General features: G+C 74.7%; 10 protein-coding genes. 4 read left to right on the forward strand and 6 right to left on the reverse strand.

The genetic code is table 11. The features are described from left to right. Positions 1-106: 106 nt before the first annotated feature. Complete coding sequence (locus AC5RWQ_RS22860; RefSeq protein ID WP_334487291.1) at positions 107-1,507, forward strand: alpha,alpha-trehalose-phosphate synthase (UDP-forming); 1,401 nt, start codon at positions 107-109, stop codon at positions 1,505-1,507. Beyond that, positions 1,504-4,110: a trehalose-phosphatase gene (gene otsB / locus AC5RWQ_RS22865; protein WP_494284723.1), complete on the forward strand. Its 2,607-nt coding sequence runs from the start codon at positions 1,504-1,506 to the stop codon at positions 4,108-4,110. Before AC5RWQ_RS22860 ends, otsB begins: the two co-directional genes overlap by 4 nt. A gap of 61 nt (positions 4,111-4,171) precedes the next feature. Here the strand turns inward: otsB and cobA are convergent, their stop codons facing one another. The 3 genes from cobA to cobC form a co-directional block, all read right to left on the reverse strand. Continuing rightward, positions 4,172-5,386 carry a uroporphyrinogen-III C-methyltransferase gene (gene cobA, locus AC5RWQ_RS22870; protein WP_494284724.1) on the reverse strand — a complete coding sequence of 405 codons (1,215 nt, stop codon included), beginning with the start codon at positions 5,384-5,386 and terminating at the stop codon, positions 4,172-4,174. A 76-nt stretch (positions 5,387-5,462) separates the two neighbouring features. After that, entirely contained in the window at positions 5,463-6,560 is a 1,098-nt protein-coding gene (gene cobT / locus AC5RWQ_RS22875) for a nicotinate-nucleotide--dimethylbenzimidazole phosphoribosyltransferase (RefSeq protein ID WP_494284789.1), read from the reverse strand. After that, entirely contained in the window at positions 6,560-7,645 is a 1,086-nt protein-coding gene (gene cobC / locus AC5RWQ_RS22880) for an Rv2231c family histidinol phosphate aminotransferase CobC (protein WP_494284725.1), read from the reverse strand. The genes cobT and cobC overlap by 1 nt, the downstream gene beginning before the upstream one ends. 133 nt (positions 7,646-7,778) lie before the next feature. On the opposite strand from cobC, the gene AC5RWQ_RS22885 reads away from it, so the two are divergent. Next, entirely contained in the window at positions 7,779-9,911 is a 2,133-nt protein-coding gene (locus AC5RWQ_RS22885) for a transglycosylase domain-containing protein (protein WP_494284726.1), read from the forward strand. A gap of 112 nt (positions 9,912-10,023) precedes the next feature. On the opposite strand, the gene AC5RWQ_RS22890 is transcribed toward AC5RWQ_RS22885, so the two are convergent. Both AC5RWQ_RS22890 and AC5RWQ_RS22895 read right to left on the reverse strand, forming a co-directional pair. Next, complete coding sequence (locus AC5RWQ_RS22890; protein ID WP_494284727.1) at positions 10,024-10,593, reverse strand: GNAT family N-acetyltransferase; 570 nt, start codon at positions 10,591-10,593, stop codon at positions 10,024-10,026. Continuing rightward, complete coding sequence (locus AC5RWQ_RS22895) at positions 10,590-11,987, reverse strand: cobyrinic acid a,c-diamide synthase CobB (RefSeq protein ID WP_494284728.1); 1,398 nt, start codon at positions 11,985-11,987, stop codon at positions 10,590-10,592. The genes AC5RWQ_RS22890 and AC5RWQ_RS22895 overlap by 4 nt, the downstream gene beginning before the upstream one ends. 171 nt (positions 11,988-12,158) lie before the next feature. On the opposite strand from AC5RWQ_RS22895, the gene AC5RWQ_RS22900 reads away from it, so the two are divergent. Continuing rightward, positions 12,159-12,974 (forward strand): SURF1 family cytochrome oxidase biogenesis protein, encoded by an 816-nt coding sequence (locus AC5RWQ_RS22900; RefSeq protein WP_494284729.1) that lies wholly within the window; start codon positions 12,159-12,161, stop codon positions 12,972-12,974. Between the two features lie 71 nt (positions 12,975-13,045). Here AC5RWQ_RS22900 and AC5RWQ_RS22905 read toward each other — a convergent pair whose 3' ends face one another. Further along, positions 13,046-14,629, reverse strand: coding sequence for an ATP-dependent DNA ligase (locus AC5RWQ_RS22905; RefSeq protein WP_494284730.1), 1,584 nt, complete (start codon positions 14,627-14,629; stop codon positions 13,046-13,048). Between the last annotated feature and the right edge of the window lie 19 nt (positions 14,630-14,648).

The raw sequence follows: 14,648 nt of genomic DNA on the forward strand, positions 1-14,648 counted from the left end.
GCGATCGTGGGACGGGTACGGAACTCCGGCACGGGGCTCCAGAGGCCGCAGCTACGCTCAGTACGCTCATCGCGGTGGACCCGTCAGCACCCGGAGGTGGCCGATCGTGACCGTCCGTAGCTCCTTTGTCGTAGTGGCAAACCGATTGCCGGTCGACGAGGTGAGCACACCCGAGGGACGGCAGTGGCGACGCAGCCCCGGCGGGCTGGTCACCGCGCTGCATCCCGTGCTGGCCGAGCAGCGCGGCACCTGGGTCGGCTGGGCCGGCGGCACCGGCCCCGCCCCCGAGCCGTTCGACCTGGAGGGCATCCGCCTGCACCCGGTGCCGCTGAGCGCCGAGGAGCTGGAGCGCTACTACGAGGGCCAGTCCAACGCGACGATCTGGCCGCTCTACCACGACGCGGTGGAGACCCCGGCCTACAAGCGCCGCTGGCGCGAGGCGTACCGCCTGGTCAACGCCCGGTTCGCGGAGGCGGCGGCGGACGTCGCCGCGGAGGGCGCGACGGTCTGGGTGCAGGACTACCAGCTCCAGCTGGTGCCGTCGATGCTCCGTGAGCTCCGGCCGGACCTGAAGATCGGGTTCTTCCTGCACATCCCGTTCCCGCCGATCGAGCTGTTCATGCAGATGCCGTTCCGCACCGAGATCCTGCGCGGCCTGCTCGGCTCCGACCTGGTCGGCTTCCAGCAGCGGCTGGCCGCGCAGAACTTCGTCCGGCTGGCCCGGCACCTGCTCGGCCTGCGCTACGAGGGCCAGATGATCCAGGTGGACGGCCGCCAGGTGAAGGCCGGCGCCTTCCCCATCTCGATCGACACCCGGGAGATGGAGCGGATGGCCTCCGACCCGGCCGTCCAGGCCCGGGCCAAGCAGATCCGCGAGGAGCTGGGCAACCCCAAGACGATCATCCTGGGCGTGGACCGGCTGGACTACACCAAGGGCATCGAGCTGAGGCTGAAGGCCTTCCGCGAACTTCTCGCTGACGGAAAGTTGACAGTTCCCGACGCGGTTATGGTGCAGGTCGCCACCCCGAGCCGGGAGCGCGTGGAGCACTACCAGGCACTTCGCGTCAAGGTGGAGCGCGAGGTTGGTCGGATTAATGGCGAATTCGGACGGGTCGGCGTGCCGGCGGTGCATTATCTGCATCAGTCGTACAGTCGCTCCGAACTGGCCGCGATGTACGTCGCGGCCGACGTGATGATGGTGACCCCGCTGCGAGACGGAATGAATCTGGTGGCCAAGGAGTACGTGGCATCGCGCGCCGACCAGGGCGGCGCGCTCGTGCTCAGTGAGTTCGCCGGCGCCGCCACCGAGCTGCGCCAGGCGTTCCTGTGCAACCCGCACGATCCCGACGCGGTCAAGGACGCGCTGCTGCGGGCCGTACACGTGGAGAAGCCGGAGGCCCGCCGCCGCATGCGGATAATGCAACGCCACCTACGCACCCACGACGTGGGGCACTGGGCCAAGTCCTTCCTCACCGAGCTCGGCACCCCCGAGGCGGAGACCGCATGAGCGCCCCGCCGACCGACATCGTCACGCCCGCCGCCGGAACGATGGACCCGGAGCTGCGCGCCGCCATCGGGCGGATCGCCCGGGTCCCCCAGCTCCTGGTCGCCTGCGACTACGACGGCACCCTCGCCCCGATCGTCGAGGACCCGAGCAAGGCCGTCCCGCTGCCCGAGTCGGTGGCCGCCATCCGCGCGCTGGCCGCACTGCCGCAGACCACCGTCGCGGTGGTCTCCGGCCGCGCCCTGCGCGACCTGGCCGCCCTGTCCCGGCTGCCCAGCGAGGTCCACCTGGTCGGCAGCCACGGGTCCGAGTTCGACATCGGCTTCGTCGAGCGGCTCTCCCCGGAGCTGGTCGCCGTCCGCACCCGGCTGCGCGACGCGCTGCGCGAGATCGCCGCGGCCCACCCCGGCGTCCGGCTGGAGCGCAAGCCGGCCAGCGTCGCGGTGCACACCCGGGGCGTCGACCCGCAGGTCGCCGGGGCGGCCATCGAGGCGGTCCGCAACGGCCCCGCCAAGTGGGACGACGTGACGGTCACCCAGGGCAAGGAGGTCATCGAGCTGTCGGTGGTCGCCACCCACAAGGGCACCGCCGTCGACCAGCTACGCACCCAGCTCTCCGCCAGCGCGGTGCTCTTCATCGGTGACGACGTCACCGACGAGAACGCCTTCGGCAACCTGCACGGCCCGGACGTCGGCATCAAGATCGGCCCCGGCGACACCCAGGCGCACTACCGGGTGGCCGAGCCGATCGAGGCCGCGCGGGCGCTCGGCCTGCTGCTGGAGACCCGCCGGCACTGGCTCTTCGGCGAGCGGGCGGTCCCGATCGAGCGGCACTCGATGCTGGCCAACGGCCGCACCGTCGCCCTGCTCACCCCCGAGGCCAAGGTCACCTGGCTCTGCCACCCCAAGCCCGACTCGGCGGCGATCTTCGCCGACCTGGTCGGGGGCAGCCCGGCCGGGCACTTCAGCATCACTCCGGAGCGGGGCGGCATCCCGCTCGGGCAGCGCTACCGCAACGGCACGATGACCGTGGAGACCCGGTGGTCCGGGCTCACCGTCACCGACTGGCTCGACCTGCCGGCGAAGGAGACCACCCCGGACGGCCCAGCCGTGGTCACCGGCGACTCCACGCTGGTCCGGTTGCTCACCGGGTCCGGCCGGGCCCGGATCGAGTTCGCCCCCCGGCCCGAGTTCGGCCAGGTGCAGGTGCAGTTGCAGCCGATGGACGACGGCCTGCTGGTGCTCGGCTCCAACGAGCCGGTCGCGCTCTACTCCCCCGGCGTCGAGTGGGAGGTTCGCAACGACGGCGGGTACGAGACGGCGCAGGCCGTGGTCGACCTCTCCGCCGCCGGCGGCCAGGTCGTGCTGGAGCTGCGCTTCGCCACGCACAGCCTGGAGCACCACGCGGTGCCGATCCACCAGCGCCAGACCGCCGCCGAGCAGCCCTGGAAGGACTGGGTGGCCTCGCTGAAGCTGCCCTCCACCGCCCGGGACCTGGTCGCCCGCAGCGCGCTCACCCTGCGCGGGCTCTGCCACGAGGCGACCGGTTCGATCCTCGCCGCCGCCACCACCTCGCTCCCCGAGGAGCTGGGCGGGGTCCGGAACTGGGACTACCGCTACTGCTGGCTGCGGGACGCGGCACTGACCGCCCGCGCGCTGGTCGACCTGGGTTCCCTCGAGGAGGCCGAGGCGCTGCTGCGCTGGGTGGACGGCTGCATCGAGCGCACCGGCGGCCACCCGGAGCGGCTGCACCCGCTCTACACCGTCGACGGCTACGAGTTGGGTGCCGAGGCGGTCATCGACACCCTGCCCGGCTACGCCGGCTCCCGGCCGGTCCGGGTCGGCAACCTCGCCAACCACCAGCTCCAGCTGGACGTCTTCGGCCCCATCGCGGACCTGATCGCCGCCGTGGCCGACGCGCGCGGCTCGGTCCGCGAGGACGAGTGGCGGGTGCTGGAGAACATGGTCGAGGCGGTCCGCCGCCGCTGGCACGAGCCCGACCACGGCATCTGGGAGGCGCGCCTCGCACCGCGGCACCACATCTTCTCCAAGGTGATGTGCTGGATGACCGTGGACCGGGCGCTGCACGTGCTGCGCCAGCACGGCGGCGAGGACCAGCCCGAGTGGGTGGAGCTGCGCGACCGGATCGGCGCCAACGTGCTGGAGTACGGCTGGCACGAGGAGGTCGAGGCGTACAGCGTCGCGTACGGCGACGAGGACATGGACGCCTCCTCGCTCTGGATCGGCCTCTCCGGCCTGCTCCCCGGCGACGACCCGCGCTTCCTCTCCACCGTGCTCAGGATCGAGGCGGACCTGCGCAGCGGCCCGGTCGTCTACCGGTACCACTGGGACGACGGCCTGCCCGGCCGGGAGGGCGGCTTCCACATCTGCACGGCGTGGCTGATCGAGGCGTACCTGCGCACCGGCCGCCGCACCGACGCGGAGGAGCTGTTCCGGCTGATGGTCGACACGGCGGGCCCGACCGGGCTGCTCCCCGAGCAGTACGACCCGCTGGCCGAGCGCGGGCTGGGCAACCACCCGCAGGCGTACAGCCACCTCGGGCTGATCCGCTGCGCCCTGCTGCTGGACAACATGCTCAAGCAGTGACCTGAGCGCGTTCACGGCGGTCGGAGACGAGGTCTCCGACCGCCGTCGCGCATCCGCACCGTCAGACGTCGAGGGCGCCGACCACGTCGCCGATCACCACGATCGCCGGCGGGCGCAGGCCGGCCGCGACCGCGTCCGTGGCCACCGCGCCCAGGGTCGACCGCAGCGTCCGCTGGGCGCCGGTCGTCCCCTCCTGGACCACCGCGACCGGGGTGGCCGGATCCTTGCCGTGCCCGACCAGGGTGGCGGTGATCGCCGCGAGGTTCTTCAACCCCATCAGCACGACCAGGGTCCCGCGCAGGCCGGCCAGCGCCTCCCACCGCACCAGCGAGGCCGGGGAGTCCGGCGCGACGTGGCCGGAGACCACGGTGAACTCGTGCGCCACCGACCGGTGGGTCACCGGGACGCCGGCCGCCGCCGGCACGGCGATCGCGCTGGTCACCCCCGGCACCACGGTCACCGGTACGCCGGCCGCCGCGCAGGCCAGCAGCTCCTCGCCGCCCCGGCCGAAGACGTACGGGTCGCCGCCCTTGAGCCGGACCACCACCTTTCCGGCCCGCGCCCGGTCCACCAGGATCCGGTTGATCTCCTCCTGGGCCCGGGACGGGCCGTACGGGATCTTGGAGGCGTCGACCAGCTCGACGTCCGGGCGCAGCTCGTCCAGGAGCAGCCCGGGTACCAGCCGGTCGGCGACCACCACGTCCGCCTCGGTGAGCAGCCGCCACCCCTTCACGGTGATCAGCTCCGGGTCACCCGGCCCGGCCCCGACCAGCGCGACCCGCCCGACGGCGACCTCGGCGGGCGCCCCGGCCGCCAGCCCGGTCCGGACGGTCAGCAGTTCCCGGATCGCGTCCCGGACGCCCATCGCCCGGCGCGGGTCGCCGCCGCCGAGCACCGCCACGGTGACCGGCCCGTGCCGGGTCACCGCGGGCGTCCAGGCGGTCGCCGCCGCGCGGTCGTCGGCGCGTACGCAGAAGATCCGCCGCTCGGCGGCGGCGGCGCTGACCGACGCGGCGGCGACCGGGTCATCGACCGCGACCTGGACCAGCCACGCCCCGGCCAGGTCGTCGGGGACGAAGCGGCGGGGCAGCCAGTGCAGCCGACCGGCGTCGGCGTGCCCGTGCAGGGCCGGGGTCAGCTCGGGGGCGACGAGGAGTACGTCGGCGCCGGCGTCCAGCAGCGCCGGCACCCGCCGGGTGGCGACCGCTCCCCCGCCCACCACGACCACCCGTCGGCCGGCCAGCCGCAGGCCGAGGGGGTAGGGGTTGTCGCTCACGCCGCCGCCTCGCTCCGCTCCGCAGTGGCGCGAGGCGCCGCGCTACCGAGCCGGATGGTTCGCTCGCTCCGCTCGCTCACTTCTCGGAGACCCCCGCCGAGTCGAAGGTGGCGACCTCGTGCAGCACCCGGACCGCGCCGGTGACCACCGGCAGCGCCAGCAGCGCGCCGGTGCCCTCGCCCAGGCGCAGGCCGAGGTCGATCAGCGGCATCAGGTCGAGGTGTCGCAGCGCGACGGTGGCGCCCGGCTCGGCCGAGCGGTGCCCGGCGACCATCGCGCCGACGGCAGCCGGGGCGAGGGCCGCCGCGACGAGCGCGGCGCTGGCCGCGATCACCCCGTCGAGCAGCACCGGAACCCGCCGGGCGGCAGCGCCGAGGATCAGCCCGGCCAGCGCGGCGTGCTCCAGGCCGCCGACGGCGGCCAGCACGCCCAGCGGGTCCGCCGGGTCGGGCCGGTGCCGGGCCAGCGCCGCTCGCACCACGTCGATCTTGCGCCGGTAGGTCTCGTCGTCCACCCCGGTGCCCCGGCCGGTGGCCTCGGCGGGATCGACGCCGACGAGCGCGGCGACCAGGGCCGCCGACGGGGTGGTGTTGCCGATGCCCATGTCGCCGGTGAGCAGGATGCCCGCCCCGGCGTCGATCAGCTCCCCGGCGATCCGAATGCCGGTCTCCACCGCCGCGCGGGCCTCGTCGCGGGTGAGCGCGGCGGTGACCGTCATGTCCCGGGTGCCCCGGCGGACGTTCGCGGCGACCAGGCGGGGCGCGACAACCTGGCCGTCCCGGTCGGATCCGGCCGGGACCGCGTCCGGGTCGACCGGGAGCGGGGTGGCCACGCCGACGTCGACCACGGTGACCGAGGCGCCGGCCTGCCGGGCGAAGGCGTTGACCACCGCGCCGCCGGCCAGGAAGTTGGCGATCATCTGGGCGGTGACCTCCTGCGGCCACGGGGTGACGCCCTGGGCGTGCACCCCGTGGTCACCCGCGAAGATCGCCACCGCGGCCGGCTCGGGCAGCGGCGGCGGGCACGACCCGGCCAGCCCGGCGAGGCGTACCGAGAGCTCCTCCAGGGCGCCGAGGGAGCCGGCCGGCTTGGTCAGCCGCCCCTGGAGGTCGCGGGCGGCGGCCATCGCCGGCTCGTCGAGCGGCCCGATCGCCGCAATCGTGGTCTCCAGCATCATGCCTCCAGGATCTCCGCCAGTACCTCGGTGAACGCGTCGGTGGTGCCCGGGTCGCGGACCGCGACGCGCAGCCAGTCGGGGCCGAGCCCCGGGAAGGTGTCGCCGCGCCGGACCGCCCAGCCACGCTCACGCAGGGCCTCCCGGATCCGGTCCGCGCCGGCCAGGTGCAGCAGGACGAAGGCGCTGGCCGGGCGGCCCGCGACGCGTACCCCGGGCAGGGCCGACAGGCGTGCGACCAGGTGCTCGCGGTCGGCGGCGAGCCGGCCGGCGATCGCGCGCTCGGCCGCCACGGCGGCCGGCGACGCGCAGGCGGTGGCGGCGGCGAGCGCCGGGGTGGAGACGGCCCAGAGCGGCTGGACGGCGGCCAGCCGGGCCAGCAGCGCGGCCTCACCGAGCAGGTAGCCGATCCGCAGCCCGGCCAGCCCCCAGGTCTTGGTGAGGCTGCGGACCACCACCAGGCCGGGCAGGTCCCGCCGGCCGGCGAGGGACTCCGGCTCGCCGTCCGCACCGGGTGCGCCGGTGGTGTCGGCGAACGCCTCGTCGACCACCAGCACCCGGCCCGGCCGGGCCAGCGCGGCCAGGTCGGCGGCGGGATGCAGCACCGAGGTGGGGTTGGTCGGGTTGCCGATCATGACCAGGTCGGCGTCGACCGGGACCCGGGCCGGGTCGAGCCGGAAGCCGTCGGCGGGATCGAGCAGCAGCCGGTCCACCGCGTGCCCGGCCGCGCGCAGCGCCGCCTCCGGCTCGGTGAACTGGGGGTGCACCACCACCGGGCGGCGCGCCCCGGTCAGTGCCCGGGCGAGCAGCACGAAGCCCTCGGCGGCGCCGGCGGTCAGCAGCACCTCCTCCGGGGGACGGCCGTGCCGGGCGGCGACGGCGGCCCGGGCCGGCCGGGGATCCGGGTACGCGGCCAGCTCGCCCAGCGACGCGGTGAGCGGGTCGGCCAGCCAGTCCGGCATCACGTCCCGGCGCACGTTCACGGCCAGGTCGATCAGGCCCGGGGTGGCCTCGGCGTCCCCGTGGTGCCCGAGATCGGGCTCGTCCCCGGTGCCCGACGGCACGTCGATCAGCTGACCACGCATGTCCGTGATCCTGCCGGGAAGCCGCCGTACGGGACAGCGGATCCCAACGTGGGTCACGTCACCGCCCGGCGACACCCTCGCCCGTTTATGAATTCTTCTCATTTCTGAATCGGAAATGTCATAACTTGACCACGTGAGCAACCGACCCCTTGCTGCCACTGGTCGTTCCGTTCCTCTCTTGCGCGCCGGGCTGATCGCCGGCATCGTGATCGCCGCCGCGGCGTACCCGTTGGCCGCCGTGACCGGCGTCGGCGCGAAGGCCACCGCCCACGCGGTCGAGCAGAAGACCGACATCCTGCGCACCGCGCTCCCGGCCGAGACGTCGTACCTCTACGCGCCCGACGGCAAGACCGTGCTGACCATGTTCTACGAGGAGTACCGGCAGTACACGAAGCTGTCGGACATGTCGCCCAACATCCAGCAGGCGATCGTCGCCGCCGAGGACAACCGCTTCTACCAGCACCACGGCGTCGACCCGAAGGGCGTGGCCCGGGCCTTCGTGGCCAACGCCCGCTCCAGCGGCGTCTCCCAGGGCGCCTCCACACTGACCATGCAGTACGTGCGGATGGCCCTGCGGGACAGCGCCAAGACGCCGAAGGAGGTCCAGGAGGCCACTCAGCAGACCAGCCTGCGCAAGGTCAAGGAGATGCGGATGGCGCTGGACGTCGAGAAGGCGCTCACCAAGGACGAGATCCTGGAGCGCTACCTCAACTCGGCGTACTTCGGCCACCGGGCGTACGGCATCTACGCCGCCTCGCAGATCTTCTTCTCCAAGACCCCGGCCACGCTCACCCCGGTCGAGGCGGCCACCCTCGCCGGCCTGGTCAAGTCCCCCTCCGAGTACGACCCGATCAGCTCGGACCAGAAGGACGCCACCGGCCGGCGCAACTACGTGCTCGACCGGATGTCCCAGCTGGGCTACCTCTCCCCGGACGCGGCGGCCGTGGCCAAGGCCGAACCGATCCGGACCAGGGTGACGACCCCGCCCAACGACTGCGCCTCGATCCCGGAGAAGTACCAGACCTGGGGCTTCGCCTGCGACTACGTGAAGAACTGGTGGAGCGCCCAGCCGGCGTTCGGCGAGAACCGGCTGGAACGGATGGACAAGCTGCGCCGCGGCGGCTACCGGCTCGTGCTCAGCCTCGACCCGAAGATCCAGGGGGCCGCGGAGAAGAACGTCGGCGCGAAGGATGGCGTGGGCAGCCCCTTCGCCAACGGCATCGTGGTCGCCGAACCAGGCACCGGCCGGGTCAAGGCGATGGCGGTGAACCGGAACTACTCGCTGGACCTCAGCGAGAACGGGCCCAGCTCCAACCCGGAGGCCGACCCCAACGTCAAGGCGAACTACCCGAACACGGTGGCGCCCCTGCTCGGCGGGGGCAGCCTCCCCGGGTACCAGGCCGGATCGACGTTCAAGATGTTCCCGATGCTCGCCGCGCTGGACTCCGGGATGCCGCTCTCCACCGCGTACGACTCGCCGTACCGGTACCAGTCCAGGGTCTACGACGGCTGGGCCCCGTCCAACGCCAGTGGCGCCATGACCGGCCGGCAGACCATGTGGTCCGGCTTCGGCAAGTCGGTGAACACGTACTTCGTCCAGCTGGAGGAGCAGCTCGGGGCGGAGAAGGGGGTGCGGCTGGCCGAACAGCTCGGGCTGCGCTGGCGCACCGACGTCGACCGGGACCACGCCTCCCCGACCAAGGCGAACAAGTGGGGCGCGTTCACCCTCGGCGTCTCCGACGCCACCCCGCTGGAGATGGCCAACGCGTACGCCGCGATCGCCGCGGACGGCCGGTACTGCGAGGCGATGCCGGTCTCCTCGATCACCAACCGGGACGGCACCCCGGCCACCTACCGGACGGCGGGCGGCATCGAGCGGGAGGTGGCCAAGCCGCGCTGCCGGCAGGTGGTCAACGCCGACGCGGCCCGGGCGGCCACCGACGCGGCCCGCTGCCCCACCGGCGACACCCCGGCCCGGGGCGCCTGCGGCGGCTGGTCGACGGCGGACAGCGTCCGGGGCACGGTGGGCCGCCCGGTGGCCGGCAAGACCGGTACCACCGACAGCACCCGGTCGGCCTGGTTCGTCGGGTACACCCCGGAACTCGCGGCGGCGAGCTTCATCGCCGACCCGGACAACCCGTTCAACGCCGTGGGTGACGGGCAGTCGCAGATCCCGGTGAACGCGGTCGCCCAGACCCTGCGCGACGGGCTGAAGGGCACGACCACCCGCCAGTTCACCCCACCGTCGGACCGCATGGTCGGCTGACGCCCGCCCGCCGGTGGTGGGTCACGAGCTTCGCGTCAGGAACGGTGCGGTTCCTGGCGCGAACCTCGTTCCGGCCCGACGGGCGGCCGGACGGTGGCCCCGGCCGGCCGGGCTAGTGCAGGTCGGCGGCGACCAGTGACCACAGCTCCAGGTCGACTCGGGCGCCCCGGACGTAGCCCGCGTTGCGCAGCAGACCCTCGTAGCTGAAGCCGGCCTTCTCGGCGACCCGGCGGGACGCCACGTTGCCCGGCGCCACCCGCAGCTCGACCCGCTGGAAGCCGTGTTCCAGGATCAGCGCGATGGCCAGCGCGTCCACCGCCTCGGCGGCCAGCCCGAAGCCCCGCGCGTGCGGTGCCAGGGCGTACGACACCTCGGTGATCCGGGCACCCCAGTCGGTACGCCGGGTCCAGAGGCAGCCGACCACGCGGTCGTCCTCCCGGCGGAGCACCGCGTAGTGGTCGCCCTCGCCGCTGTCGCGCCGCTGCCGGGCCAGATCGGCGCACCAGGCGTGCCCCTCGATCCGCCCCGACGACTCGGCCAGCGGCAGCCAGCGCTGGGTCTGCCGATCGGCGAAGACCTCGTCGACCGCCTTGGCGTCCCCGGCCGCCAGTGGACGCACCTCGGTCCGCGGGGTGGAGACGGTCAGCTGCGGGAAGCGGCGTACCGCCACCTGCCCGATCACGCCGGGGCTCCCACGCCCTCGGCGCCCGCGGCCACCCCGGCCGCCGCGACCAGCCGGGTCGCGACCTCCGGGTGCGCCGCCCAGTGCAGGCCCAGCTGCGAGGCGTGCACGCCCCGCCAGACGAAGCCCTCGGGAGAGCCGCCGTCCCAGCTCCACGCCGGGCGCTGACCGGCCCGCGGGGTGAGCACCCCGGCGTGCTGCTTGTAGCCCACCGCCACCGCGCCGGCGTCCGCCAGCACGCTGTCGCTCAGCGCGGTCGCCTCCCGGTAGCCGACCACCAGGCCGTCCCGGCTCTCCCCGATCGCGTCCAGCACCCCGCACATCGGCAGCCCGTCCAGCTCCCGGGCCAGCCAGAGCAGGCCGGCGCCCTCGGCGAGCACCGGCCGGCCGGTGCGGGCCAGCTCCGCCACCGCGATGCAGAGCCGGCGGTTGGCGGAGAGCTCCCGGGCGTACGACTCGGGCAGGCCGGCGCCGACGACCAGCGCGCGGACCCCGGCCGGCAGCGCCTCGTCGCTCAGCGGGTCGACGGTGACCACCCGGGCCCCGGCGGCGCGGATCAGCTCCGCGGTCTCCGGGAAGCTGTAGCTGCCGCCCGGGCCGCCGGCCAGCGCGACCAGCGGCGCCTCCCCGGGCGGCGGCGCCGCACCCGGCGGGTTCGCGGCCGGCGACGGGGACCACGCCGGCACCGGCAGCGCGGGCGCGGACCGGGCCAGGGCGAGCAGTCGGTCCAGGTCGACCGTGCCCGCGACCGCCTCGCCGAGGCGGCGCACCGCGCGGACCGCCTCGCCGTCGCGCCGGAGCACCGGCACCACGCCGTGCCGCCGTGCGGGCAGCACCGGCGGCAGCTCGTGCCGGCGCAGGGCGCCGTAGACCGGGACGTCGACGTCGTCGAGCGCCTCACGCAGCATCGTCTCGTGCCGCTGCGAGGCGACCTGGGTGAGGATCACGCCGCCCAGCCAGAGCTGCTCGTCGTACGAGCGGAAGCCGTGCACCAGCGCGGCCACCGACTGCCCCATCGCGGCCACGTCCACCACCAGCACGACGGGGCTGCGCAGGGCGGTGGCGACGGCCGCCGTGGACTCCGCCTCGGGCCGGCCGGCCACCGAGTCGTAGAGGCCCATGGTGCCCTGCACCACGGCCAGCCCGGCGCCCTCGGCACCGTGCCCGAAGAGCGGTACGAGCCGGTCGGCGCCGACCAGCCGCGCGTCGAGGTTGCGACCGGGCCGGCCGGCGGCCAGCCCGAGGTAGGCGGCGTCGATCTGGTCCGGGCCGACCTTGAAGCCGGCCACGTCCACCCCCCGGTCGGCCAGCGCGGCGAGCAGCCCGATGGACAGGGCATTGGTGCCATGGCCGGAGGAGGGCGCGCTGAGCACGAGGCGCGGCACGGCGGTCATCATCGACTCCTCGTTGGCGGCAGTGGCGGCGCGCGGACCGACCGGGAGGAACGGGACGGCGATCCGCTCGCGTGACCATACCCGCCCCGACCGACGTCCGGCGGCCGCCGAGTGGTCGCTGCCCCGGGCCGTCGCGGTCAGTGGCCCCGGTCATACGGGTAGCCTCGTACCGTGTACCGGTTCCTGCTGACGCCACGCTGGCTGGGCTATCTCGCGCTGACCCTGGTCGCCGCCGCGGTGATGGTGCTGCTCGGCAACTGGCAGCTGGCCCGCTACCACGAGCGCACGGCGGTCAACGAGCGCATCGACGCCGGTAGTCAGGGCACACCCGCGCCGCTGCGCGACCGGCTCCCGGCACCCACCGGCGCGGCCGGCTCGGCCGGCCCGGCCCCGGCTGAGCGCGACGAGTGGAGCCGGGTCACCGCCACCGGCCGGTACGACGCGTCGAACATCGCCCTGATCCGCGGTCGGACCGTCGACAGCCAGGTCGGCTTCGAGGTGGTCGCTCCCCTGGTGCTGGCCGACGGCACGGCCGTGCTGGTGGACCGGGGCTGGATCCCGCCCGCGCCGGGTGGTGCGGTGGCGGTTCCCCAGGTGCCCGCGCTGCCGACCGGCGACGTGACGGTGGTCGGCCGGGTGCGCCCGACGGAGTCCGGTGGCGGCGCCGTCGACCGGCGCGACGGCCGGCTGGAGGCCCGCCGGATCGTCGTCGGCAAGCTGGCCCGCGAGCTGCCGTACCCGGTGCACGGGGCGTACCTGCTGTTGGACGAGCAGACCCCGGCGAACGACCCGGCGTTCAGCGCGGTGCCGATCGGGCACGCGAACAACTGGCAGAACTTCGGCTACATCGTGCAGTGGTGGCTCTTCGCGGGGATGTCGCTCTTCGGCTACGGCTGGGTGGCGCGACGCGAGGCACGCCGGCTTGCCGGGGGCGACGCGCCGGCGAAGCCGCTGGACCGGGCCGCCGAGCCCGCCCCCTCCGCCTGACCGGCGACCACTGCCCGTTCCTCGGCCGGAACCTGACCTGCTCGGCAGGGTGCGATGCCCCCCGGGCCGGGTCAGCCGGGCGCCCGGCCGGCGTGGATGGCCCGGACCATGTCGATGGTGTCGGCCTCGGCCGCGGCCTTGTCGTCGCGGTAGCGGACCACCCGGGCGAAGCGCAGCGCCATCCCGCCCGGGTAGCGGGAGCTGGTCTGCACCCCGTCGAACGCGATCTCCACCACCTGCTCCGGACGGACCCGGACCACCCAGTCACCGCGCTCGACGGCGAGGGCGAGGAAGCGTTCGGTCTGCCAGCGCAGCAGCTCGTCGGTGAGGCCCTTGAAGGTCTTGCCGAGCATGACGAACTCGCCGGTGTGCGGATCACGGGCGCCGAGGTGCAGGTTGGAGAGCCAGCCCTGCCGCCGGCCGCTGCCCCACTCCACCGCCAGCACCACCAGGTCGAGGGTGTGCCGGGGTTTCACCTTGACCCAGGCGGCGCCTCGCCGGCCGGCGTCGTAGGGGGCGTCCGGGGCCTTCACCACGACCCCCTCCTGGCCGGCGTCGAGGGCGGCGGCGAACGCGGCCCCCGCCTGCTCGGGCCCGTCGACCTCCAGCCGGCCGACCAGCAGCGACTCGTCGACCGCGCCGGCCAGGGCGGCCCACCGCTCCCGGCCGGGCAGGTCGATCAGATCCGTGCCGTCGAGGTGCAGCAGGTCGAAGAAGTACGGCGTGAGCACCGTCGTGCCGGTGGTCTCGGCGGCGGCGAGCACGGCCGGGGCGACCGGGGCACGGCCCGTGGTGCTGGGGGTGGTGCGCCGGGCCGCCCGGCTGGAGGTCTGCTGGAACGGCAGCGGCCGCCCGGTGGCGTCCAGCCCGATCGCCTCGCCGTCGAGCACCAGATCCCGGCCGGGCAACGCGCGCACCGCGGCGACCACCTCGGGCACCCGCGGGGTGATGTCGTCCAGGCTCCGGGTGAAGACCGCGATGTCGTCGCCCGAGCGGTGCACCTGGATCCGGATGCCGTCGAGCTTGACGTCGACCACCGCCGGTACGCCGGTGGCGTCGAGCGCCGTGTCCACCGACGGGGCGCTCTGCGCCAGCATCGGGGCGAGCGGCCGCCCCACCTGGAGCCCGAAGGCGGTCAGCGCGGCGGCGCCCCCGGAGAGCGCGGCCACCGCCACCGCCCGCAGGTCACCGGCGAGCAGCAGCGCTCGGCGCACGACCGCGACCGGCACCTCGGCGGCCCGGGCGATCGCGTCGGCGAGCAGCCCCGCCTGGGCGCCCTGCCGCAGCTCGCCGCTGAACAGGCCGACCAGCAGCCGTTGCTCGTCGGCGGTGGCCGCGGCGAAGAGGGCGCCTACCAGCTCCCGCCGGCGGGATTGCGAGCCGGGGCCGTGGACCGCCGCGATCCCGTCGATCGCCGCGTCGACGGCGGCCACGGTCAGGGTCGGCTCGGCCGCCGGCGGGGGTAGGTCACGCAGGCTGGCCCAGCCGACGCCGGTCTGTCGCTGGCGCAGCTCACCGGCGAGGTAGCCGGAGCCGGCGGGCACCTCGGCCGGGTCGAGCGAGCGCAGGGCGGCGGCGAGCAGCTCCACCTTGGCCCGCCGGGCGCCGGTGGCGCCGACGGCCGCGGAGGTGGCTGCCAGGTCGAGGAACCGCACGGCCCTATCCTGCCAGCCA

Source organism: Micromonospora sp. BS32, from assembly GCF_059089345.1.